Consider the following 22,998-nt stretch of genomic DNA (forward strand, 5'->3'; position numbering starts at 1 on the left):
CGCCCGCGGCGGGGTCATCCGCTTCGGGCGACCCGGTACCCAGGTCCGCCCGACGCCGCTCGGGGAAGGCGTCCCACAGCTGTCGCCGCCGGCTCCGCGTCCCCTGGACCACCGGTGACCGGTCAGGTCGCCCACGGGCCGGGCGCTCCGCCAGGCCCGCCGTCCATCCCGTCGGACGCACGTCCCCCTCGGGCGACCGGACGTCCTGGTCAGTCGTCCAGCACCGCCAGGGCGTCGACCTCCACGAGCAGTCCCGGCGGGAGTCGCATGTAGACGGTGGTGCGGGCGGGGAAGGGTTCGCCGACGGATGCCGCGTACGCGTCGTTCATCGCGGCCGGATGCGCGGGGTCGGTGAGGTGGACGCGGAGCATGACGACGTCTGCCAGGTTCGCGCCGGCCGCCTTGAGCACGGCGGTGACGTTGCGCAGGGCTTGTGCGGTCTGCTCGGTGACCGTGGTGCCGACGATCGCGCCGGTGGCCGGGTCGAGTGGGAGCTGCCCGGAGACCTGTAGGACGGGCCCCTTGCGGATGCCCTGGGACAGCGGGGCCGGCAGGGAGGGTGCGTTGTCGGTGGTGACGACGGTTGTGGTCATGGTGTTCCTCGGAGGGGTGGGCGGGCACGACAGGCGGGAGCGGTCAGCTCCAGGCCTGTCGTTCCCGGCTGCGGGGGTCGTCGACCTGGGTCCACTCGGTGTCGATGCGCATGGTGGCCCTGCGGTCGGTGTCGTACGGGTGCCAGCCGGGGTCGCCGGTCGTGGCGAACCGGACCCAGGCGTTGTGCATGCGGGTGGCGAGGTCCGCGGGGGGTACGCCGGGGCCGAGAAGGGCGTTGGGGCCGGTCAGCTCGGGCCGGTCCGCCAGATCGAAGACGAAGGGCAGCTCGACGGCGTGCGTCGCGCCGAGTTGTCCGTCCAGGGCGTGCGAGCGCCAGGCGAACTCGTAGGCGTGGGTGGCGGACCCCGAGTGGGCCGCGTGGGCGTCGGCCAGAGCACGGCTGCCCGCACCGAAGAGCGCGTCGCCCATGATGGCGGAGCGCAGTTCCGCGAAGGACGCCTCGGGGCGTGACTCGCGGTAGGCGGCGACGAGTCGTGCCGGATCGGGGTGGGAGCGCGCCGCGATCGCGTCGACGTCGGCGGCGGTCGAGGTGGCGTAGGTGCCCACCGGGACCAGGTAGAGGTTTCCCTCCTCGGTGTTGGTGCCGACGAGCAGGTCGACGTCGGCGCTCAGGCCGGTGGCGACGGATTCGGCGGGCTGGGTGTCGAGGACGAGGCTGAAGGGGCTCAGTCCGATCAGCGGGTCGCGGTGGGTCGCGGTGCGCAGGTCGATGCCCGCGAGCCGGGAGGCCGACTCGACCAGGCGCTCGTCGGGGACGTCCGCGAAGGCGTCGAGGGTGGGCTCGATGCCCAGGGCCACGGCCGCCGCCCTGGTGACGCGGGCCGCCTGCTGGGATGTGAACGCTCCCAGGCCGCTGCCGCTCTGCGCGATCGCCCGGCGGAACAGGCCGGTGGCCTCAGGGGTGGCGAGGACACCGCCGACGATGGTCGCCTCGGCCGACTGGCCGAAGAGCGTGACGTTGCCCGGGTCACCACCGAAGGCGGCGATGTTCTCCCGCACCCAGCGCAGCGCGGCGACCACGTCGAGCAGACCGCGGTTGGCGGGCGCGCCGGGGATGTCCAGGAACCCGGCGACGCCCAGCCGGTAGTTGTGGGTGACGAGGACGACACCGTCGCGGGCGAAGGCGAAGCCGTCGTACAGGGCCGACCGCGTCGATCCGGCGACGAACCCGCCGCCGTGGACGAACACCATCACCGGCAGGCCCTCACCGCCGGCGGCGGGCGCGAAGACGTTGACGGTGAGGTAGTCCTCCCCACGGCTCCAACCGGCGCCGAAGTAGGGGGTCATGTCCACGTTGCCGAGTTTGCGTTCGGACTGCGGGGCGTTGGGCCCCGGCACGGTGGCGTCCCGTACGCCGTCCCACCGCTCGTGCGGGCGCGGCGGAGCGAACCGGCCGGCGCCGCGGGGCGGGGCGGCGTAGGGGATGTTCAGGAAGGTGAGGGGGGCGCCTCGGCGCAGACCGCGGACGGCCCCTTGAGCGGTGGTGACGACGGGGTCGGGGTGGTGGTTCACAGCGGTGCCTTTCCGCGGGGGCTCAGACCTGCTCGGTGTACGGGGCGAAGGGCGCCCAGCCCTTGACGGCGAACCTCCCTCTCTCGCGGACGACTTCGGCGGCGCCGTGACCGCCCAGGTGCGCGGGGACGACGAGGGCGTTGTGGTCGGCGGCCCAGCCCAGGAGCCTGCGGCGGGTGGTGCGGGCTTCGGCGGGGTCCTCGCAGAAGCAGCTGTTGGAGTCGGGCTCGTGGATCTGGACCGGGTTGTGCAGCAGGCCGCCGACGAACAGGGCCCGGTCGCATCCGGATTCCAGCGTGAGAACCGACGAGCCCGGGGTGTGGCCGGGCGCGAGGTCGAGCCGCAGGTTGGTGTCGATGCGGTGGCTGCCCTCCCACAACTCGGTGCGGCCGGCCTGGTGGACGGGGGCGACGCTGTCTTCGAAGACGTTCTGGTTGCCGCGGCCGAGCAGCGGCTTGTGTCCGTTGGCGGGGTTCCAGAAGTCGAAGTCCGCCTTGGGCATGAGGTAGGTGGCGTTGGGGAACGTCGGAACCCAGGTCCGGCCGTCGAGGTAGGTGTTCCAGCCGACGTGGTCGATGTGCAGGTGCGTGTTGACCACGATGTCGACGTCCTCGGGGCGGACCCCGGCGCGGGCGAGGTTGTCCAGGAAGTCGGTGTCGAGCCGGTTCCACACCGGTGCGTACGGGCGGTCCTTGTGGTTGCCGACACCGGTGTCGACCAGGATGGTCCGGCCCTCGCTGCGCAGCACCCAGGTCTGGATGGCCGAGTTGACGATCCGGGTCTCCGGGTTCACGAAGTCCGGCTCCAGCCAGGAACGGTGCGCCTCCCACGCCTCCGCCGGACTCTCGGGGAAGAACGCCTCGGGCGTCATGTCGACGGGACCGAAGTACTCCCGGACCCGGGTCAGCGTGACGTCGCCCAGGGTGATGGTGTCCACGATTCTCTCCAGTTCGATCGCTTCCGGCGTGCCCGGAGCGCGGGTGCGGGCGGGACGCGGACGAGCGGCCGCTCATGTCGGGTACGGGGCGCCGCGCCCCGTGGACGCCCGTGCCGCACCATGGTGTGTCGCGTGGGGCGTGCCGCGGTATGCGTCAGGTGACTGCACCGTGGAGGCAGCGCGGGACGTGGCGGGACCGTGATGCGCCCGGGACCCGTCCGCCGTCGGAATATCCCGGACGGTGTGACCGTTGACCTCGCGGTCGGTCCGTCCGAGCAACCTCGATTCCTGGAGCACCCCGAAAGACACTGGAGCACCGTGAAAGACATCGGAAGCGCTCGGCGGAACGAGCGCCCGGTCGACGATCTCGAACTGCCGATGGTGGGACGGGAAGCCGAGACCGCGGACTTCGTGCGGCGGCTCGCCGCCGGCCGGTCCCACGGCGAGGTGCTGATCCTCACGGGCGACCCCGGGGCCGGCAAGAGCGTGCTGCTGGACTTCGCGGCCGACCGCGCGCGGCGTGAGGGCGGTCGGGTGCTGCGCGCGGTCGGCACCGAGTCCGAGGCGAAGCTCGGGTTCGCGGGGCTTCATCAGTTGTTGCGTCCGGTCCTCGGCGAGCTGGACGGCCTGCCGTCGCGGCAGCGTTCCGCGCTCCGGACCGTCCTGGGGCTGGACGAATCCGCCGAGGCCTCCGATGGCATGCTCGTCGGTCTGGCCGTTCTCACCCTGGTGTCGGATCTGGCGGAGCCGGCGCCGCTGCTCGTGGTGGCCGACGACGCCCAGTGGCTGGACCGCGCGTCGCTGGACGTCCTCTCCTTCGTGGCCCGGCGCATGGACAGCGAACCCGTCACGCTGCTGGTGGGTGTGCGCGCAGCGGCCCCGCTGCCCGGGTTCGACAACGGATACGAGCGCCTGGAGGTCGGTCCGCTGGACGGTGCGGCGGCGAACCGGCTGCTCGACCGGCAGCCGCTGCCGCCGCCCTGCAGCGCGCCGCCGAGTTGAGCCCACGCCGCGCGGAGCAGGCCCGGCTGCTGACCGAGGCCGCCGCCACGGCCGTCTTCACCGGCCAGCTCGGCTGGGTGGAACACCTGGCCGCCGAGGTCCGCGAGCGCACCGACGACCCGGCACTGATCGGCGGGGCCTCGCTGGCCGTCGGGCAGCTCATGGCCCTGCGCCGGCCCCACGCGGCGGCCCTCGCCCTGCTGACCCGCGTCGCGCACGAGGCCGCAGCCGCCCGCTCGCCCCGCCTGCTGGACGCGCTCGCCGCGACCGCGGTGGTCCGCTACTACTCGGGCGAGGAGTCCCCGCGACAGCAGATCGAGGCCCTGCTCGCCGCCGTGCCGGACGCCCCCGGCGCGGGTGCCCTGCGCGCCTGGGCGCTGGCCGTCTCCGATCCCAACGGGGCGGGTGCCGCGCTCGCCCCGGCACTGCCCGGGCTGATCGCCGAGGCCGAGGACGACGCCGGCCGCCTGACCGCCCTCGCCGTCGTGGCCTGGCTCCTGGACCTGACCGCCCTCGCCACCAGGACCTTCGCCGAGGCGTTCGACCGGTGGCAGGCCCGTGGCCCGCTGCCGGACGGACTGGGATGCGCCGTCGGCTGGGCGCTGCTGGAGCAGGGCCGGTGGGCCGAGGCCCGTTCGGTGGCCGCCGAGGTCGCGGCGGTGGCGTCGGCGGCCGGGCTGGACCACGCCGAGGCGTGCGCGCACGCGCTCGACGCGACGGTGCTCGCGCTGCTCGGCGATCCGGCCGGCGCGCGCCGGGGCGCCGAACGGGCGCTGGCCCTCGTCGACCCGCTGGAAAGCCGCTCCGTCGCGGTCTTCGCACGCCGGGCCCTCGGCCTGGCCGCCGTGGCCGAGGGCGACTACGACACCGCGTACCCGCAGTTCCGTTCAGCCTTCACCGACGACGGCGATCCGGTGCACTACCACGTCTCCTCCACCGTCCTGGCCGAACTCGCCGCGGCGGCCGTCCGCCGGGGCCGACGGGAGGACGCCGCCGGACTGCTGGAGCGGTCGGCCCGGCGCCTGGGCACCGGCGCGTCGGCACGGATCACCGCACTGCTCGACCGGGGCCGCGCCCTGCTCGCCCCACCGGAGCAGGCGGAACCGTACTTCCAGGCCGCGCTGGTGGATGAGATGGGCGAGCAACGGCCGTTCGAGCGGGCGCAGACACGCCTGGACTACGGGGAGTGGCTCAGAAGACAACGCCGCGTCGCCGAGGCCCGCCCACTGCTCACCGCGGCGCTCGACACCTTCCGACGACTCGGCGCGCGGCCATGGACCGAGCGGGCGACGGCAGAACTGCGAGCCGCCGGCATCGAGGGCGATGTGGGCGTGGCGCCCAGTGCCTTCACCCGACTCAGCCCTCAGCAACAGCACATCGTCCAGCTCGCCGCCCGCGGCCTGACGAACCGTGAGATCGGGGAGAGACTCTTCCTCTCCCCGCGCACGGTCGGCTCCCACCTCTACCGGGTCTTCCCCAAACTGGGCATCACCGCCCGGTCACAACTGCGCGACGTCGTCGAAGGCACCCTGTCGGGCACCGGTGCCCGGACCTGAGCCGATGGTGTCAGCCCGTGGTGCTCTCGCGGACGGCCAGGTGGTGGGGGGCCCACAGTTCGGCGGGCGGCTCGTCGGGGCCGTCGGTGAGGCGGCCGATGAGGCGCTGGACGGCGAGGCGGGCGATGGCGGCCTTGTCCGGCGAGACGGTGGTCAGGGTCGGGGTGCTGTAGAGGCCGGTCTCGATGTCGTCGAAGCCGACGACGGCGACGTCCTGGGGAACACGCAGGCCCCGGGTGAGCAGGGTGCGGATGGCTCCTTCGGCGAGCAGGTCGTTGTAGCAGAAGACCGCGTCGGGCGGGCCGTCGGGATGGTTGAGCAGGTCCGCCATCGCCGCGGCGCCGTCGGAGCGGTGGAAGCGGGCGGTGGGCACGATCAGGGAGTCGTCGACGGGCAGCCCGCGGGCGGCGTGCGCGTCGCGGTAGCCACGGGTGCGCAGTTGGGCGGTTTCGCCCGTGTCGTAGGGCTGGTCGCCGACCGCGGCGATCCGCCGGCGGCCGAGGCCGAGCAGGTGCTCGGTGGCGGTGCACGCGGCGGTGACGTTGTCGATGGCGACGTGGTCGTAGGGGCTGTCGGCGATGCGCTCACCGAGCAGCACCAGCGGCTCGGACCCGTCACGCCGCGCGAGGTCGGCCTGGGAGAGCGACAGCGGGCTGAGGATGACGCCGTCGAAGAGGGCGGCGCTGGCCCCGCGCATGATCAGTTCCCGTTCACGCTCCGGTTCGCCGTCGGTCTGGTCGACCACGACGGTGTAGCCGTACCGGCGGCCCTCGGCGATGACGAAGCGGGCCAGCTCGGAGAAGTACGGCACGTCCAGTTCGGGGACGACCAGCGCGAGCAGCCCGGTGCGTCCGCGCTTGAGGTTACGGGCCAGCAGGTTGGGGCGGTAGCCGAGTTCGGCCACCGCCTCCTCCACCCGCCGCCGGGTCTCGTCGGAGACCTGCGCGTACCCGTTGACGACATTGGACACCGTGCGGATCGACACGCCGGCGCGGGCGGCGACATCACGCAGTCGGGTGGTGGCCATCGTGGTCCTTTCGGGCCTGTGTGGCTCGGCCGAGCCGGGAGGGCAACAGCTTATTGAGTGTCCGTCACGGGTGATGCCGGCGCCGGGGCCCCGCTGCGGGCCCCGGCGCCCCGTGTCTTCTCACCTGTCGGCGACGTCCACGCACGTACGGGCGATCACGTGGCCGTCCTCGGCGAGGGCCAGCAGGTGCAGCCGCGCCGCGCCGAGGCCGTCCGGCAGGCTTTCGGAGACGTGGACGGGTTCGCTGAGTTGGTAGGGGTGCACGGTGACCGGGGTGTGACCGGTGCCGGGTGCCGGGTCGTCGGCCGAGCCGAGTTGGGGTCCCCACACGGTGGCCAGGGTGACCTCCACCGGTTCGGGGCCGTGGTGGGAGACGTGTACGTCGAAGGCGGCCGTGCGGTCGCTGCCGACCAGGAGGTCCCGGCCGGGCGCGACGGGCTCGACGTCCACGACGAGTACGGTGTCGGCGTTGGCGTGGGCGGCCGGGTTGGAGCCGCCGTCCTTCAGGGTCCGGTCGAAGGCGTAGATGCCGGCCATCTCGTGCTCGATGTCGTACAGCTCGGTCCACACGTAGCCGGAGAGCCCGTCGTGGCGGCGCAGTTCCTGGGTCTGCCAGCGCTGGTTCCAGCCGCGTTCGACACTCGTTTTGCCGCCGCCGAACTCGCTGTTGAGGTTGGGGACGCCGACGGCGGGGCTGCCGTCGGCCATGACGAGCTTGCGCACGACGCGCCCGCCGCCCAGACCCACCGGGAAGCTCGTCTCGCCGTCGGCCAGCAGGGCCCGGACCTTGGCGGACCAGCCGGCCGGGGTCTCGTCGTAGATGTGCCAGTCGACGAGGTCGGTGGCCACGTGCGTCCATCCGGAGTTGTCGACCACGGGACGGGTGGCGTCCAGGCTCTTGAGCAGGTCGTAGGCGCGGCGGACGGCCTGCTGCTTGGCCGGGTCGCCGGGGACGTCCCAGTCCAGGCCCCATTCCTCGTTGTACAGGCCCCAGATGACGATGCTGGGGTGGTTGCCGTCGCGGGCGACCATCGGCTCTATCTGCGCGTCGAAGCGGGCCGCGGCCTGCTCGCTGTACACGCCGGTGGAGGCGGGCTCCGCCCACACCAGCATGCCGAGCCGGTCGGCGTGGTGCAGGAAGCGCGGGTCCTCCAGCTTCAGGTGCTTGCGGACCAGGTTGAAGCCGGCTTCCCGGGCCAGCTCCAGGTCGGTGATGAACGCCTCGTCGTCGGGGGCCGTCAGGCCGGTGCGCGGCCAGTAGCCCTGGTCCAGCACTCCGCGCACGTAGAGGCGTTCACCGTTGAGCAGCAGCGTGTCACCGCTGACCTCGATGCGCCGCAGTCCGGTGGCCGCGCCCACCCGGTCGGCGCCGTCCGCCGAGTCCAGCGTCACGGTGACGTCGTACAGGTACGGGTCGGTGGGCGACCACAGCCTGGGGGCGGCGACCGGCAGGGTCACCCGGACCGGACCGGCGGCGGGGGCCTCGACGGTCACCGGTTCGCCACCGGTGGCCTGGACGGTCAGCCGCGAGCCGGCGGCGTGCGGGCCGTCGAGCGTGACGTCGGCGGTGATGGCGTCGAGGTCCCGCGAGGGAGCCAGGGCGACGGAGGCGATGTGGGTGGCGGGCCGCGCCTCCAGCCACACCGGCTGCCAGATGCCGCTGGTGGGGGTGAACGCGCAGTCGTCGTAGTCGTCGCGCGGGATGCTGCGCTGCTTGCCGTGGACGATCTCCCGCTTGTCGATCGGCGCGTGGACGTGGACGAGCAGGGTGGCGGTGGTGCGTCCGGCGAGCGCGTCGGTGATGTCGAACTCGAACGGGGTGTAGCCGCCCTCGTGTTCACCGACCTCGGTGCCGTCGACCCACACCCGGGCGTGATGGTGGACGGCGCCGAAGTGCAGCACCACGCGCAGGCCCTGCCACGCCGCGGGGACGGTCAGGGTGCGCCGGTACCAGCCGTGCTCCAGCCAGTGCGTGGCGACGCCGGACGCCTCGGTCTCCCAGGCGAACGGCACGGTGATCCGCTGCGGCCACCGCGTGTCGTGGGCCAGATCCTCCGGCAGCGCGGTGCCCCGCGGGTCGGGGGCGAAGTCCCAGGTGCCGTTGAGGGATTGCCAGGCGTGGGAGCGGTCGAAGTGGGGACGGGGGTATTCGGGGCGGACCGAGGTCACTCGTGTTCTCCAAGATGGATGGTTCGGACGCCGCTCGCGGCGGCACGGGGCGCGGCTGCCGGGGCCGGCCGCGCGGTGGTTCAGCCGGTGGTGCTGCCTTGCAGGGCCCCGCCCCGGAAGTACTTCTCCAGGAACAGGAAGAGCAGGATCAGCGGAAGGACGGTGACCAGACCGCCCGCGATCAGGACGGGGACCAGCTCGGCCTTGGAGCCGGTCTCGGCCGCGTGCGACAGCGAGGACAGGCCGACGGTCAGCGGATACAGGCTGCTGCGGTTGAAGACGATCAGCGGCAGGAAGTAGTTGTTCCACACCGCGACGACGGTCAGCAACACCACGGTGACCAGCCCGGGCACGGTCAGCGGCAGCACGATCCGCACGAAGATGCGGATCTCGCCCGCACCGTCCATACGGGCCGCGTCGATCAGGTCGCGGGGCACGGAGGAGTCGATGTAGGTACGCATCAGATAGACGCCGACCGGGGAGACCATGCTCGGCAGGATCATGCCCCACACCGAGTTGACCAGTCCCACCTTCGCGTACACCAGGAACAACGGCAGGGCCACGGAGGTGATGGGCACCAGCAGGGTCGACATCACCAGGTAGAACAAGGCGTTGGCGCCACGGAAACCGAAGCGGGCGAAGCCGTAGCCGGCCATCGCCGACAAGAGGGTCGCGCCGATCGCCGCGCACCCCGCGTACAGCAGGGTGTTGCCCAGCCAGTGCAGGTACACCCCGGCGCCGCTGACATCCCTTCCCAGGGCCGAGAGGTTCTGGAAGAGATGGAACGGCCGGGCGAACCAGAAGCCGTTGGTGCCGTAGACGTTGGCCTGCGTCTTGGTCGCGTTGATCGCCAGCCAGGCCACCGGGGCCAGGATGAACAGCGCGAACGCGGTGCTAACGAGGGTCAGTACGGTCACGGTGCCGCGGCGCAGCCCGTACAGGTGGAGCGGCACGGTGTCGGGCGGCTGCTCGGCGGTTCGTCGGTTGCTCATCGGAACTCCCCCGCCCGCTTGCGGATCGCGAAGGCGCCCAGCGACAGGGCGCCGATGATCAGGGCCAGGACGACGGCCGCGGCGGCGCCCAGGTTGTAGTCGCTGGTGCCCACGGCGGTGTTGTAGACGTACAGGCTGGGTGTGAAGCCGAACGAGACGGCCTGTGGCTGGAAGGCGGCCAGGATCGACGGCTCGGTGAACAGCTGGAGCGCGCCGACCGTGTTGAGGAAGCACAGCATGACGATGGTCGGGCGGACCATCGGCAGCTTCAGGCGCATGATGATGGTGCCGAGCCTGGCGCCGTCCATGACGGCCGCTTCGGTGATGTGCTGCGGGATGGACTTCAGCGAGGTGTACAGGACGGTCACGTTGTAGCCGGTCCACTCCCACATCACGATGAGGATGATCGTCGGCAGGATCAGCTTGGAGGAGAAGAAGTCCACGTGCCCGAGGCCGAGGGCGCGCATCAGCTTCGCGTAGGGGCCGAAGTCCGGCAGCAGCAGGAAGGACCACATCACCGCGGCCACCACGCCCGGCACGGCGAACGGCATGAAGAACACCGTGCGGAAGAAGCGGGCGTACTTGACCACCCCGGCGTCGAAGAGCGCGGCGAAGAAGAAGGCCAGCGCGATCGTCACCGGCACCTGCACCACGGTGAAGACCAGCACGCGGCGCACGCCGTCCCAGAACTCGGGGGAGTGCAGCACCGTGCCGTAGTTGGCCAGCCCCGAGTAGTGCGTGCCGCCGACCAGCCGTGTGGTCTGCAGGCTCTCGTAGACCGCGTAGACCGTGGGCACCAGCATGAACAGGGCCAGCACCAGCATCTGCGGACTGATGAACACCGCCCCGGGCCACTGCCTGCCGCGGGCCCGGCGCCGGGCGGGCCGGCGCGGTGCTACGCGGCCGGGGGCGCCGGGCCCGTCGGGCACGGGGCCGCCGGACACGCGCGGCGGCGACGCGAGGTTCGCGGTTTTCTGGTTCACGAGCTCGTCCCCTCCTTTCTCATCCCTGCTCAGCCCTCGGTGACGGTGAAGCCCTGGGCCTTGGCGTACGTGACCATCTGCTGCTGGAAGGCTTTGAACGCCTCCGCCAGCGTCTCGGTGCCCTTGGTGACTCCGGCGAAGGCGGAGGTCCACTGGGTGAGGACCGCGGTCATGATCGGCGGCCACTGCGCGGGCCTGGTGTTCCGCGCCGCCTTGGCGAAGACCTTGTTGGGCTGCGAGGTACCGGAGATCGGCAGCGTCCTGCTTTGGAAGGCGGGCGAGTTCAGCAGCGGCAGGTAGCCGGGGAACGCGCCGGCGACATCACCGCTGAGGATCTGCCAGGCGTCGGCGGAGCCGCCGAACCACTTGACGAAGGTCGCGGCCTCCTTGGCGTGGCCGGTGCCCTTGACCACGGCCAGCGTGGAGCCGCCCCAGTTGCCTTCGAGGTCCTGGCCGGCCCGGGTCTGCGGCATGGGGGCCGCCCGCCAGTCGCCGATGGTCTTCTTGATGCTGCCCTGCATGCCCACCGGCCCCCACGCGGGGCTGATCCGGGCGGCGTTGGCGCCGCTGTCGAGGTTGGCCCACTGGGCGGGCGAGAAGTCGGCGGCGGTGGTGACCTCCTTCTTGTCGATCATCCCCTGCCACAGGTCGGCGAAGGCGGTCTGCGCGGGCCCGGTGAAGTCGATGCCGAGCGTGTCGCCGCCGCTGTAGGTGAACGGGAACGCGCCGTACTGCTGCATCAGCGCCAGGACGGGTTGGGCGTCGACGGGGTCGAAGTTGGTGATCGCGGCCTTGGGGTCGGCCGCGTGCAGGGCGTCGGCCGCGGCGGCGAAGGCGCTCCAGGTGGTGGGCACCGCGATGTCGTGCTCGGTGAAGACCTTGGCGTTGTAGTAGAGCCCGAGCGGGCCGAGGTCCACCGGCATCGCGTACTGCGCCGAGCCCTCGGTGACCTGTGACCACGCGGCGGGGGCCTCGTCGGCCCTCGCGTCGCCGACGCCGTACGGGGCCAGGTCCACCAGCGACTTGGTGATCTCGAAGGACGGCAGCGCGAAGTACTCGATCTGCGCCACGTCCGGGGTGCCGGAGTTGGCCTTGAGCGCGTCGTTGACCTTGACGTACTCGTCGCTCGCGTTGCCCGCGTTCTCCAGCCTGACGCAGATGTCGGGGTGGGTCTGGTTGAACTTCTTGACCACCAGGTCGTACCCGGCCGACCAGCCCCAGAACGTCAGACCGGTGGCGCCGGCGTGGCAGCCGGATCCGCCGGACGCGGCGGTGTCGTCGCCGATGCTGCCGCACGCGACCAGGACGACGGTCGCCAGCACCGCCGCTCCGGTCGCCGTGGCCCACCGGCGGCGCCGGCCGCGCGGGCGACCTCTGTCTGCCTCGTCCGCGGGCATCTCGCTCATCACCTGAGTCCTCCATGGTGCGCAATGCGACGTTGCACGGCGCCGGCCAGCGGCTTGCAACGCTGTAACGGGTTGGTTGGTCACGGTCGGTCCCGCCCGGGACGGCCGAGGGGGCGGCGTGCGGTGCCCCGGCGAGCGGGGCACCGCACGGGTGGGGCTACGGGAGGTTCCACACCTGGGTGAACAGCCCGTTGCAGTCGTAGATCTGCAGCTGGGTGCCGTTGTCGGTCTTGGCCTGCGGGTCGTCAAGGCAGCGTCCGGACTGCGGGTTCAGCAGCGAGCCGTTGGCCTGGTGGACCCACTTCTGGCCGCCGGCGGTTCCGCAGTCCCACAGCTGGACCGGCGTGAAGTTCGCCGTGCCGTTGCCCGTGATGTCCAGGCACTTGCCGAAGGCGCGCACGGTGCCGTCGGACTCCACCGACCACTGCTGGCCCGGGATGGCCGTGCTGTTGCAGTCCCACAGCTGGACCTTGTTGCCGCTGGTCGAGGTGTTGGTGTCCACGTCCAGGCACTTGCCGGTGGTGCCGGGGCCGGTGATGTGACCGGTGGGCCCGGGGGTCACGTCGATGCCGAAACGCACCTCGCACTTGCCGTTGCTCAGGTGGGTGCCGGCCATGTACAGGACCGTGGAGCCGTCGGCGGACGGCAGGATCGGTGAGCTGTACCCGGGGCACGGCGTCTCACCGGAGTCGTAGCCGCCGGTGGGGTCCACCACCACGGGCGCGGTGGTCTCGGTCCAGTTGCCGCTGCCCAGATTCGTGTTGGCCAGCAGGACGCTGCCGGACTCCTTCTGGACGGTGATGGCGCCGTCGTTCCCGTAGACCACGCGCTGGCCGGAGAGCAGCAGGGTGCCGTTGGCACCGCCGGAAGGGCTCCAGGCCAGTTGCGGGGTGTGCAGGAAGTGGCGGCCGTCCGCGGTCTGCGCCAGGTTGCCGAGGCTGCCGGGCGTCCAACCCAGCCCGTCCGGTGACGTCTTGACGTACACCGAACACGCGGTGTCGGGGTCGTATCCCGCCTTGCAGTCCTCGTAGGCCATGGCGTACGAGCCGTTCGGCAGCTTGACGACCGAGGCCATGCCGGGCCGCTGCACGCCGTCCTGCACGGCGACGTCGTACACCTCGTTGCCCCAGGTGGCGCCGCCGTCGGTGCTCACGACGTGGGCGACCACCTGGTTGTAGCTCTGCGAAGACGGCCGCTCGTCGGAGAAGAAGCACACCAGGCTGCCGTTGGACGCCACGGTGAACTCCGGCTCCCAGATGCCGTGTCCGATGGTGTTCGCGGTCCCCGACTCACTGGCGCAGGAGCTGCGGTACGACCAGGTGGCGCCGTGGTCGGTGCTGACGAACACCTCGACGGACTGCTGGGTGTAGTCGCCGTGGTTCCACGCCGTACCCGAGGCCAGCAGGGTCCCGGCCGGCAGCGACCCCTCGGCCTGCGGGAGTTCGTAGAGCGTCGGCCCGTCCAGGTCCCAGCCGTGCACGGTGTCGGTGACGGTCCCGATCGGCGAGGCGGTCCAGTGGTTGCCGCCGTCGGTCGAGCTGTAGATCGGGAAGTTCGCCTTGGTGCCGGCGACGCCGGAGTGGGCGAAGGTGGCGAGCAGGGTGCCGTTGGAACTGCCGCTGTGTTCCAGCCGGATCACTCGCGGATAGCTCGCGTCCTCGTTGGGGTTGGCCGAGATGTTCGGCGTGTACAGCGTGCCGGTGGTCGGCGCGGCCGAGGCGGAACCCCAGGAGAGCGCCAGGCCGGAGACGGCCAGGGCGATCGCGGCGAGAACGGCGCCCGGCCGGGACAGCCACCGGGGTGTTCTTTTCCTGTGCATCAAGCGCTCCTTCGCAGACAGGCGCCAGGTACAGCGGGGATCGAGGAACGTGCGGGAAGGTCGGAGGGCGTGCCGGACGACGCGTCTGACGCCGCGTCGGGCGGAGTCCTGAACTGATGGCTGTGGAGGCGATGCAACGTTGCAAAACCGGTTTGGGGACCGGCCTGTGCAACGTTGCAAGGAATGGCGGGAGGCTACCCCGGCATCTCACGCCTCCACAACGGGCGTGGCCGAAAAAGTCGGTTGCGGTTCCTTCGGAGCGATAGGCTGAGCCTACCGGGGCCCGACCGGGCGGCGTCGCGAAGCCGCCGGCCCACCGGGTTCGCGGCACCCTGGAGAACGTGACGGGACCCGCCGGCACCACGGTCGGACGACCGGCGTTCAGCTCCGCGTGGTCGGCATGGCCATCACGCCGCGGGCAGTCGCCGACCGGCCGCGGCAACGGCACGTCCACGCCGACCCCGGGTACGAACGGGGGGCCGGGGGACCCGCGTGCCGCCACCGGGTACCCCCGTGCGCGTCGGCGAGGCGGACGGCCGACACCATGGTGCGGGAGGGATCGTTCGTGGTCGCGCAAGCATGATCCAGCCAGGTCTAGACTTCCCGTGACCGGAGCCGCCGGGAGCGCGCGACGGCCCGGGCCCCGGTCACCGACGCGCGAACGGCCGCGTCGATGACCGGCGATGGACGGTGCGGCCGGAACAGAGGGATGGAACCAGGAATGAGCGTCATACCTGCCGGAGTGGGTTGGACGGCCCTGCTGACGGCGTACGGGAGAGCACAGGAGGCGTTGGAGGCGGAGCCCCGCTTCGCCGACGCGTGCGCGGCGGACTTCGTGGCGGCGGTCGCCGGGGCGCGACCGGCCGGGGGCGATCCGCTGCCGCGTCTCGGACCTGCCCGGGACGACGGTTCCTCCGTGCTCTGGGAGTCCTTCCGCTTCTGCTTCACGCAGCGCACCCTGTTCTACGACCGGCACGTCCTGCGGGCGGTGGCGGCGGGGTGCCGGCAGGTGGTGGTCCTCGGCGCGGGGCTGGACTGCCGCGCCTTCCGTCTCGGACTGCCGGCCGATGTCACGGTCTTCGAGGTCGACCGGGCGGCGGTACTGGACTTCAAGCACGAGGTGCTGGCGAAGAACGGCAGGGTGCCCACATGCCGCAGGGTTGCCTTGGCGGCGGATGTGACAGGTGGGCTGTCCGGGCCGTTGGCCGCCGCGGGCCTCGACCCCGCGAAGCCCGTGCTCTGGGTCGTCGAGGGGCTGCTGATGTACTTCACCGCCGATGTCGCGGACCGGGTGCTCACCGAGGTGACGAGCCTTTCCGCGCCCGGCAGCCTGATCGTGAGCGAGTACTTCGTCCGCTCCTGGGAGAACGAGGACGTCGGGTACGACGCCTTGGACGAACAGGAGAAGGCGGCCTGGCACCTGTTGGTGGGCGCCTTCGAGTACGGCCCCATGGATCACAAGCCCGGCGACTGGCTGGCCTCGCACCACTGGACTCCGGACGAGGTCACGACCGTCGCCGAAGAGGCCCGCGAGGAAGGCCGCGCCATCCCGGACGTGTTCGGCCGCCCCGGAGCCAACGACCTCTGGCTCTTCACCGGTACACGGGTGGCGGACTGACCCGGTGGTCTCCGGCCCCCCGCACCGCAGGCCGAGCCGACGGCTGGAACGTATCCCACTCCAGGTCTTCGTCGGTCACCACGCGCCCGGGTCGTACGGCGGCGGAAGCCTCCTGAGCGTGTCGAGTCGGCTGACGGCGCTGTGGAGTTGGCGGGCGTCGCGAGGCGACGTGGCCGTATCACGGTGTCCGGAAGGGCTCGGGCGTCCAGGGGATCACCGCCGGCACCAGTGCGGGTGGCCGCGATCGTGGTCGTACCACAACTGACGCCGTCGACCCCTCGGAAGAAGTGCCGGACGCACCGGCGGGCGCACCTCCGGAGCGGACCTCGGCCGACGGGCCGGGCCAGGGCGGGCCGTCGGAGCGGGCCGCCGGAACTCGGCGGCACGCGCGGGCGTCACCTCGTGGCGGCGTCGTAGCCGGCTCGGGCGTCGGCGATGCCGGCCCGGTGACGCTGCGCCCGTCCGACAACTCCGGTCGCACGCCGGGCGCCGTCGGGCCGGCCGGGGAGGGGGCAGTGTGCCAGGCCGGGCGGAACGTGTCCGGAGAACCGGTGATCCCGCCCGCGCGGCCGGCCGCGCCGCGTACTGTGACGGGCGCCTGACCAGGTCGGCCGCCGCGCGCCACCACGCGGCAGAGCGCCCGCCGCCGCGTCACACTGGCAGCGAGCCGAGGAGGTGAAGGGTCCGTGAGCGTCGCCGCCGCGTTCACAGCGGGCGATGGACGGTCGAGGACGTCCCGCACTGGCCGTCCCTCCCGGTGGCCGGCCGGAGGACGAAGCCGGTCCGGTGCCGGGGCCGGACGCCGTGCCCGGGTCGGCCGGGGTCGGGGCTCGCGCGGGTGACGGTGGCGTTCCGTCCGCGTTGGGCATACGCAACATCGGGCCCGCACGACACAACAAGGCGGGGCCGCGCTCGATCACGGGAGGCCGGGAACATGGCAGGGGCGAAGGGCGTCGGGGCTGATCGGCAGCAGCGGGCAGATCACCCTCCCCGGCTCGCCGAGGCGTTGGAGGCCATCGGCGCCGGAGCGTATGTCGTCGACGAGCGGGGGCGCATCGTCGCGGCCAACAGCCGCGCGGAGGAACTGCTGGGCCGCCCCGTGGCGGACCTCACCGGGCAGGACGCCCACGAACTGCTGCACCGCGGGTGCCAGGGGCAGGCGCTGCCCGCCACGCAGTGCGGCATGCGGCAGGCGTTCCACGCCGGGCGGACGGCGCAGGGCGGAGAGGAGCACTTCGCCCGCCCGGACGGCTCGCTCCTGCCCGTCTCCTGGCTGATCACCCCCTATTCCGCCGACGGCCACCGCACCTGCACGCTGGTGATCTTCCACGCCTCCGGACACCCGCACGGCCCCGGGCCGGGAACGGCGCAGGCCGGCGAACCGCTGAGCGAACTGGAGCGGCTGGCCCTGCTGGCCGAGACCACCACCCGGCTGACCTCCACCCTGGACGTCGACGAGGCGCTGCGCCGACTGGTGGACCTGGTGCTGCCCCGGCTGGCGGACTGGGTGGTGATCGACCTGATCACCGAACACGACGAGGTGTGGCGCACCGCCGTGGTCCACACCGCCGGCGACCGCCTGGTGCACCACGACGACCTCCAGGGGCCGATGCCGCCGGTGCCGGAGGACTCGCCGATGCCGTTGTCCCGGGCGCTGCGCGGGGTGGCCTCCGCCCTGGCCGGGCCGGAGACCTACCGGCGCCCCCCGGACTCCGGCATCGCGGTCGAACAGCGCCGGCTCTTCGACACCACCGGCATCCGTTCCGCGGCGATCGCCCCGATCCGCGGTGCCCGGGACGTCCTGGGAGCCCTCACCCTCGGCCGCGCCGAGACGCCGGGCGGCTTCACCGCCACCGATCTGCCGCTGATCGAGGACATCGCCCGCCGGGCCGGGCTGGCGCTCGACAACGCCCGCCTCTACCAGCGCCAGCGCGCGGTCGCCGAGACCATGCAGAACCACCTGCTGCCGCAGATGCCGCGCGTGCCCGGCCTGCAACTGACCGTGCGCTATCTGCCCGCCCCCGACGCCTCACAGGTCGGCGGCGACTGGTACGACGCCTTCACCCTGCCCGACGGTGCCACCGCCCTGGCCGTCGGGGACGTCATGGGCCACGACCTGGAGGCCGCCGCGGGCATGGCACAACTGCGCAACATGCTGCGTGCCTACGCCTGGTCCCAGCAAGGACCTTCCAGCCGGATCGTGGAATGCCTCGACGAGGCGATCACACCCATCACCGATGTCTCCATGGCCACCCTGATCTTCGCCCGCGTCACCCGCACGGGCGCCGACCCATGGCAGGTGACCTGGACCAACGCGGGCCACCCCCCGCCCCTGCTGGTCACCCGGGACGGCCTGACCCGCTACCTCACCGACGGGCACGGCCTCCTGCTCGGCACCGGGGTCCACACACCCCGCCCGGACGCCACCGTCGTCCTGCCGCCGGGATGCACGCTTCTGCTCTACACCGACGGCCTCGTCGAAACCCCCGGACAAAGCCTCGACGACGGTCTCGACCAACTGCGCCAGCACGCCGCCGCGCTGGCCCACCGCCCCCTGCCGTTCTTCACCAACCAACTCCTCGAACGCGTCCAGCCGCCCGGCCTCGACGACGTCGCACTTCTCGCCGTGCGCACACCGTACCCGTCAAGTGGCGCCGACGGAGGGTTGGCCGGCGGTGACGGGGTAGGCGCCTTGCCGTAACCGTACGGCCCGAGCGCAAGGCCGGGCCGGAGAGGATGGCGCAACATGAGTGGTGCGGACAAGGCCGACAACGCGACCAAGAAGGCCAAGGGCAAGCTGAAGGAGGCCGCGGGCAAGACGGTCGGCAACGAGCGTCTTACGGCCGAGGGCGAGGCCGACCAGGTGGCGGCGGACGCCAAGCAGGCAGGGGAGAAGATCAAGGACGTCTTCAAGGACTGACCTCCTCCTCGAACGAAGGGCGGGGCCGCGGTCGAACTTCCGGGACGCGCGGCCCCGCCCTCTCGTGCCGCCGTGTCAGCAGGGATCGTCCTCGTCGAACAGGGCGTCGAAGTCGGTAAGGAAACAGGCGACGTCACCGTCGGCGGTGCGACCGATCCAGGTGGGGTAGACGCCGTCGCCCCAGCCGGTGCTGAAGACGACCACGGCGTGCCCGTCATCCTCCACGGCGAGGGTGACCGGGTCGGGCGTGCGCTTGGGCCCCGGGGCCCCGGCGTCGTCCTCCCACATGGCGGAGACCACGCGATCGGCGAAGTCTTCCTCCTCGCCGATGGCTTCGAAGGTCTGGGCATCGACGAAGCATCCGGTGCCGCCGTCGACGGGGTAGCCGAAGTACTCGTCGTCGGAGAGGCCCGCCGCGTCCTGCCCCGGCCTGAGGGCCAACTCCCAGGAGACCACCGGCTCGTCACGTATCTCCAGCCGCGCCGCGGCCACGCGGGTGTCCGTGACCTTCCCATCCTCACCGACCACGTCCACCATGACCAGCACGACCGGATAGGTACCCGGAGCCACCCGTTCGTCGAACGCCAGCTTCTCGGCGTCGTCGAAGCCGCACAGGAACGGCTCCATCGCGATGACGCGCCCGGAAGGCAGCGACAGGGGAACGCCGGGTACCACCCGTACCCGCAGGCTGTCGCCGTCGGTGGACGGATGAATGGCGCCAGGCTCGAAAAGCCCTATGAAGTCAGGGGCCGCGAGGGGCATGGTCTCTCCCGTGCTGTGAACACCGGCCGTACGGCCGGTGGCCGAGAACGTACCGTGCCGCGCGGCGGTGCGGGCCCGGCAGAGCAGGGATTCGGCCTGTTGGGCTGAGGGATTCTGCCCGCCAAGCCGTTCCCCGGCGTCAGGCGGGGCGGAGTTGGGTGGAGCGTTGGCAGGGCTCGCCGGGGAATTGTGCAGTGCGGTGGTCGGTGGGGCGCGGGTGGGGTAAGGAGGGGAGGACGGGGATCGGCGGGTGGCCGGTCCGTTGGCGAGGGGTGGTCCGGCGGTGTTGTCGGAGCGTGGTGGTGTGACGGGGGCGGGGATGCGGGTGGTGCGGGCGGGCGGGGTGTGGCGGGTGACCCGGCCGTTGCATCCGGGGCTCCGTCCGTTCGTGTGCGGTTATGCCGGCTATCGGGTGGCGGTGGCCTTGCCGTATCAGGCACGGGTGGTCCCGACCGGGCGAGCGGTTGTCGTGATCAATCTGGCCGAGCCGTTCTCCCGGGTGCGGCGGTTGGGGCTGCCGGGCGCGGGCAGCGGACGGATCGGTTCCTTGGTGGTGGGGCTGGAGGACAGGCCGGCGATCTGCGAGCACCCCGGTGGGCAGGAGGCGATCCGGTTGGAACTCACCCCGCTCGGTGCCTACCGGCTGTTCGCCGTGCCGATGGGGGAGTTGACCAACCATGTGATCGAGTTGCCGGACGTGCTGGGCCCCGGCGCCGGTGAGCTGGTGGAACGCCTGGCGGCCACGGGGGACTGGACGGCGCGGTGCGATCTGCTGGACGCGGCGTTGCTGGACCGGTTCGGCGAGGGTCCGGCTCCGGCGCCGGAGGTCGAGCATGCCTGGCGGTTGCTGGCCGCGACGGCCGGGACCATCCCGATCGCCCGGGTCGCCGAGGAGGTGGGCTGGAGCCAGAAGCATCTGGCGCGCCGGTTCGAGCAGCAGGTGGGGCTGACGCCCAAGAGGTCCGCCCGCGTGCTGCGTTTCCAGCGGGCCATGGGGATGCTCACCGGCGGCAGGGCGTCGGCCGACACCGCCATGGTCAGCGGGTTCTACGACCAGGCCCATCTGGTGCGGGAGTTCCGGGCGCTGGCCGGCGTCACGCCGGGGCAGGTGGTCGGCGCGCGTCGGACGGAGGGGGCTCTGGTGCTGTGAGCGCGACGTCGTGGTGAGGGCGAGGTCGAATTCGTCCAATCCCCGTCCGGTGCGGCACCGTTAGCGTCCCTCGTGGGCGGTCGCGTCGTGTCGGGGCCGTCCGCAAGCCCGTTGGGTCGGAGAGAACGCGGAGCGGTGGTGGGCGACACCGACACGGGGACGCCGGCGATCGACCGACGCTGCCGCCACCGCCGCGCACGGAGGTCGCACGTGGAGCTGATGATCCTGCACGAGAACAGCGAGTGGGGGCAGCTGACCCACGAAGCCGGGGAGTTGGCCCGGCGGTTGGGACTCGGCGAGTTGCAGCACTCCCTGCCGACCAAGGTGGGGGTGCGCAAGAAGAGCGTGCGCCGCGTGTACGTGTTCCGGGGCGGGGTGGTCTGGCAGGATCCCGACGCGGCGGAGCAGGCGCTGCGCTGGAACGACGTGGTCGACTGGCGCGAGTCGACCACGCACAACTACCGGTACTCCACCTACACCCACACCAACTTCTCCTACACCTTCACGGGAAGCGGCCAACTCTCCCTGAAACTCGCGAGCTCCTTCCGGGACGGCAGGATGCACCAGCCGCCGATCGACCGGTTCGGGCCGCCGCAGGCATGCGTCTGCTCGGAGATCGGCCGGGAGATCTGCGACTACCTGGCCAGGACCAGACTGCCCGGAACCCTGGAAGCCGTCGGGCGCGGAGAACGGCAGACCTTCGGCAGCGTCTCCCTCGCCTCGGACGGGATCCAGGTCGGCGGGACCGAGGTGCCCTGGGAACTGGTGGAGGACCTGCGGGTCGACAAGGGCTGGTTCAAGGTGGCCGGTGCCGGACTCCGCCGCCCGCCGACCCGGGCGGTCAGCGACATACCGCGCTTCACACTGCTGAAGGCCGCTGCCGACGCACTACTGGAGAAGAACCGCGACCTGCCCCGGATCGGTTGATCCGGAGCACGCCGGCAAGCCCGTGGCGCGGACCGGACCGGCGCGGAGCGACGTCAGCCGTGCGGGGCGGGCGCCGGGACCTCGAAGCAGGTCAGCAGCGCGCAGGTGTTGAGGTACTGGCCGATCAGGTTGACGAGCGCGACGAGGGTGTGGGTGCCGAAGGCCGCCACCGCCTCGTCGTAGAGGCCGGGCGGCACGTGGTGGTCGGCGACCAGGGCGATGGTCAGGCGGTGGGCGAGGTCGGTGTCGGCGCGCATCGCGGGGGGAGCCACGCCGTCGCGGAGGGCGGCGACGGCCTCGCCGGACAGTCCGGCCCGCTCGGCGGCGGCGGTGTGGGCGTACAGCGCGTACTCGGCCCGCCAGTGGGCGGCGACGGTGAGGACGACCACCTCGCGGACGTCCGCCGGGATGCCGGAGCCGGCGATCGCCTGCCCCCACTCCAGCAGGGGCCAGGTGATGCCCGGGGCGCGGAGCATGGCGTTGAACGGGCCGACGAGCCGCCCGTCGGGCAGCACGGCCTGGTAGCCGGCCCGCTGCGCCGCACGCCCCCGGGTGGCCCGTAGCCTCTCGTACAGACCGCGCTGCGCCTCGTCGAGGTCGTCCGGAGCGAGCAGCGGCAACCGGCCGCCCGAAGCGTCGTTGGTGGGGTCGTCGTTCATGGCCGCCACGCTACGAAGCGGCGGGCCATTCCGCCAGCGAATGCTTGGTATGGCGGGTATGCGGCTTGCTCATGCGAGGGCATCGTGTTGTGAGTGGTGAGTTCGGGAACCGGTGGGTGGCTCAAAGCGTCCATTGACGGCTGTGTCGGGGCCGTCCTGACGTCTGAGCGTCTGTTCGGCTCCGATCCGCTGTCAGACCGCTCGGGACACGAACGACGACACGTAGCCCACGATCCCGATGGGCGAGCGCGGTCATCTCTTCGCGGATCCGTTGTCGGGTCCCGAAGGGGCCGAGCAGATGGGTTCTTTCCGCAAGCTCCGAAGTCATCGGCGAAAGGAAAACCCATGGCACGCCGGCACCATGCGCGGAAACTGTGGCGGGCGTCGTTCGCGGCGGTGGCAGCACTGCTGGCCGTCCTCGCGTTCCAACTGCCCGCGCAGGCGCGGCCCAGTGCCGCCGCCCAGCCGAACGCGGCCCTCGCGGAGTGCAACGGTGGTGTTGACGTCTACACCTTCACACCGCCCCTGACCCTGACCCTGCAGTCCACGACGTTCAGCGGTGTGGGACAGGACCCGAGTTCCTGTGTGGCACCCAACTCGTTCAACGCGGCGCAGGTCAAGCTGCTCTCCGCCAAGGGGTCCTCCCCGTCCATGTCCTGCGAGGCCAGCTTCAACGTCACCGGCACCCTGGAACTCGGCTGGTACGACTCGACCGGCAAGCTGGTCGGCACCAGCACGGCCACGTTGATCCAATTCCTGCCGTCCCTCGACCCGAGCAACGTCAGCAAGGTGGTCGTCCTCAAGGCGAACATCACCGCGGGGCTCGGCGCCGGAAGCCTGCTGGTCATCAACTACGTCTCGTAGGCCGACACCGAGAAGTGCCTTGAAACGCCCCCAACGGCCTGAGCCCCGTCTTCGGCACGGTCGGCACCCTGACCGTCGGC

19 protein-coding genes are annotated in these 22,998 nt (G+C 71.9%); 8 read left to right on the forward strand and 11 right to left on the reverse strand.

Going from position 1 to position 22,998, the window contains the following annotated elements; genetic code table 11:
• Positions 1-209 precede the first annotated feature (209 nt).
• Genes SCATT_RS34995 through SCATT_RS35005 form a run of 3 tightly spaced genes read right to left on the reverse strand, consistent with a single transcriptional unit; the run spans position 210 to position 3,064 of the window.
• On the reverse strand, positions 210-593 hold the full coding sequence (locus SCATT_RS34995) for a RidA family protein (RefSeq protein ID WP_014150584.1): 384 nt from the start codon (positions 591-593) through the stop codon (positions 210-212).
• Positions 594-636: 43 nt separating this feature from the next.
• On the reverse strand, positions 637-2,127 hold the full coding sequence (locus SCATT_RS35000) for a carboxylesterase/lipase family protein (protein ID WP_014150583.1): 1,491 nt from the start codon (positions 2,125-2,127) through the stop codon (positions 637-639).
• A 22-nt stretch (positions 2,128-2,149) separates the two neighbouring features.
• A complete protein-coding gene (locus SCATT_RS35005; protein WP_014150582.1) occupies positions 2,150-3,064 on the reverse strand; it encodes an MBL fold metallo-hydrolase in 915 nt (304 codons plus the stop codon).
• Positions 3,065-3,382: 318 nt separating this feature from the next.
• Between SCATT_RS35005 and SCATT_RS40665 the strand changes: the two genes are divergently transcribed.
• Positions 3,383-4,066, forward strand: coding sequence for an ATP-binding protein (locus tag SCATT_RS40665; RefSeq protein ID WP_014150581.1), 684 nt, complete (start codon positions 3,383-3,385; stop codon positions 4,064-4,066).
• Positions 4,063-5,622: a helix-turn-helix domain-containing protein gene (locus SCATT_RS35015; RefSeq protein ID WP_014150580.1), complete on the forward strand. Its 1,560-nt coding sequence runs from the start codon at positions 4,063-4,065 to the stop codon at positions 5,620-5,622. The genes SCATT_RS40665 and SCATT_RS35015 overlap by 4 nt, the downstream gene beginning before the upstream one ends.
• Positions 5,623-5,632: 10 nt before the next feature.
• Here the strand turns inward: SCATT_RS35015 and SCATT_RS35020 are convergent, their stop codons facing one another.
• From SCATT_RS35020 to SCATT_RS35045, 6 genes are all read right to left on the reverse strand, one after another.
• Positions 5,633-6,649, reverse strand: a complete 1,017-nt coding sequence (locus SCATT_RS35020; RefSeq protein ID WP_014150579.1) for a LacI family DNA-binding transcriptional regulator — start codon at positions 6,647-6,649, stop codon at positions 5,633-5,635.
• 120 nt (positions 6,650-6,769) lie between these two features.
• The gene (locus SCATT_RS35025) at positions 6,770-8,818 is read right to left on the reverse strand and encodes a glycoside hydrolase family 2 protein (protein WP_014150578.1); all 2,049 of its coding nucleotides are present in this window, start codon (positions 8,816-8,818) and stop codon (positions 6,770-6,772) included.
• A gap of 80 nt (positions 8,819-8,898) precedes the next feature.
• Positions 8,899-9,810 carry a carbohydrate ABC transporter permease gene (locus tag SCATT_RS35030; protein ID WP_014150577.1) on the reverse strand — a complete coding sequence of 304 codons (912 nt, stop codon included), beginning with the start codon at positions 9,808-9,810 and terminating at the stop codon, positions 8,899-8,901.
• Positions 9,807-10,793, reverse strand: coding sequence for a carbohydrate ABC transporter permease (locus SCATT_RS35035; protein ID WP_014627128.1), 987 nt, complete (start codon positions 10,791-10,793; stop codon positions 9,807-9,809). The genes SCATT_RS35030 and SCATT_RS35035 overlap by 4 nt, the downstream gene beginning before the upstream one ends.
• A 29-nt stretch (positions 10,794-10,822) precedes the next feature.
• Positions 10,823-12,199, reverse strand: a complete 1,377-nt coding sequence (locus SCATT_RS35040; protein WP_231904886.1) for a sugar ABC transporter substrate-binding protein — start codon at positions 12,197-12,199, stop codon at positions 10,823-10,825.
• 157 nt (positions 12,200-12,356) lie between these two features.
• Positions 12,357-14,018, reverse strand: coding sequence for a ricin-type beta-trefoil lectin domain protein (locus SCATT_RS35045; protein WP_014150574.1), 1,662 nt, complete (start codon positions 14,016-14,018; stop codon positions 12,357-12,359).
• A gap of 721 nt (positions 14,019-14,739) precedes the next feature.
• Here SCATT_RS35045 and SCATT_RS35050 point away from each other — a divergent pair.
• From SCATT_RS35050 to SCATT_RS35060, 3 genes are all read left to right on the forward strand, one after another.
• Entirely contained in the window at positions 14,740-15,636 is an 897-nt protein-coding gene (locus SCATT_RS35050; RefSeq protein ID WP_014627130.1) for an SAM-dependent methyltransferase, read from the forward strand.
• 934 nt (positions 15,637-16,570) lie between these two features.
• Positions 16,571-18,337 carry a SpoIIE family protein phosphatase gene (locus SCATT_RS35055; protein ID WP_014627134.1) on the forward strand — a complete coding sequence of 589 codons (1,767 nt, stop codon included), beginning with the start codon at positions 16,571-16,573 and terminating at the stop codon, positions 18,335-18,337.
• A 45-nt stretch (positions 18,338-18,382) separates the two neighbouring features.
• Positions 18,383-18,556 (forward strand): CsbD family protein, encoded by a 174-nt coding sequence (locus tag SCATT_RS35060; protein ID WP_014150571.1) that lies wholly within the window; start codon positions 18,383-18,385, stop codon positions 18,554-18,556.
• A 75-nt stretch (positions 18,557-18,631) separates the two neighbouring features.
• On the opposite strand, the gene SCATT_RS35065 is transcribed toward SCATT_RS35060, so the two are convergent.
• Complete coding sequence (locus SCATT_RS35065; RefSeq protein ID WP_014150570.1) at positions 18,632-19,318, reverse strand: DUF4241 domain-containing protein; 687 nt, start codon at positions 19,316-19,318, stop codon at positions 18,632-18,634.
• 319 nt (positions 19,319-19,637) lie between these two features.
• On the opposite strand from SCATT_RS35065, the gene SCATT_RS35070 reads away from it, so the two are divergent.
• Positions 19,638-20,468: a helix-turn-helix domain-containing protein gene (locus SCATT_RS35070; RefSeq protein ID WP_014150569.1), complete on the forward strand. Its 831-nt coding sequence runs from the start codon at positions 19,638-19,640 to the stop codon at positions 20,466-20,468.
• 219 nt (positions 20,469-20,687) lie between these two features.
• Complete coding sequence (locus tag SCATT_RS35075) at positions 20,688-21,395, forward strand: DUF6585 family protein (protein ID WP_322972898.1); 708 nt, start codon at positions 20,688-20,690, stop codon at positions 21,393-21,395.
• Positions 21,396-21,448: 53 nt separating this feature from the next.
• Here the strand turns inward: SCATT_RS35075 and SCATT_RS35080 are convergent, their stop codons facing one another.
• Positions 21,449-22,054 carry a carboxymuconolactone decarboxylase family protein gene (locus SCATT_RS35080; RefSeq protein ID WP_014150567.1) on the reverse strand — a complete coding sequence of 202 codons (606 nt, stop codon included), beginning with the start codon at positions 22,052-22,054 and terminating at the stop codon, positions 21,449-21,451.
• 345 nt (positions 22,055-22,399) lie between these two features.
• Here SCATT_RS35080 and SCATT_RS35085 point away from each other — a divergent pair, with 345 nt between their 5' ends.
• A complete protein-coding gene (locus SCATT_RS35085; protein WP_014150566.1) occupies positions 22,400-22,918 on the forward strand; it encodes a hypothetical protein in 519 nt (172 codons plus the stop codon).
• Positions 22,919-22,998: the final 80 nt, after the last annotated feature.

This window comes from Streptantibioticus cattleyicolor NRRL 8057 = DSM 46488 (genome assembly GCF_000240165.1).
GTDB lineage: Bacteria > Actinomycetota > Actinomycetes > Streptomycetales > Streptomycetaceae > Streptantibioticus > Streptantibioticus cattleyicolor.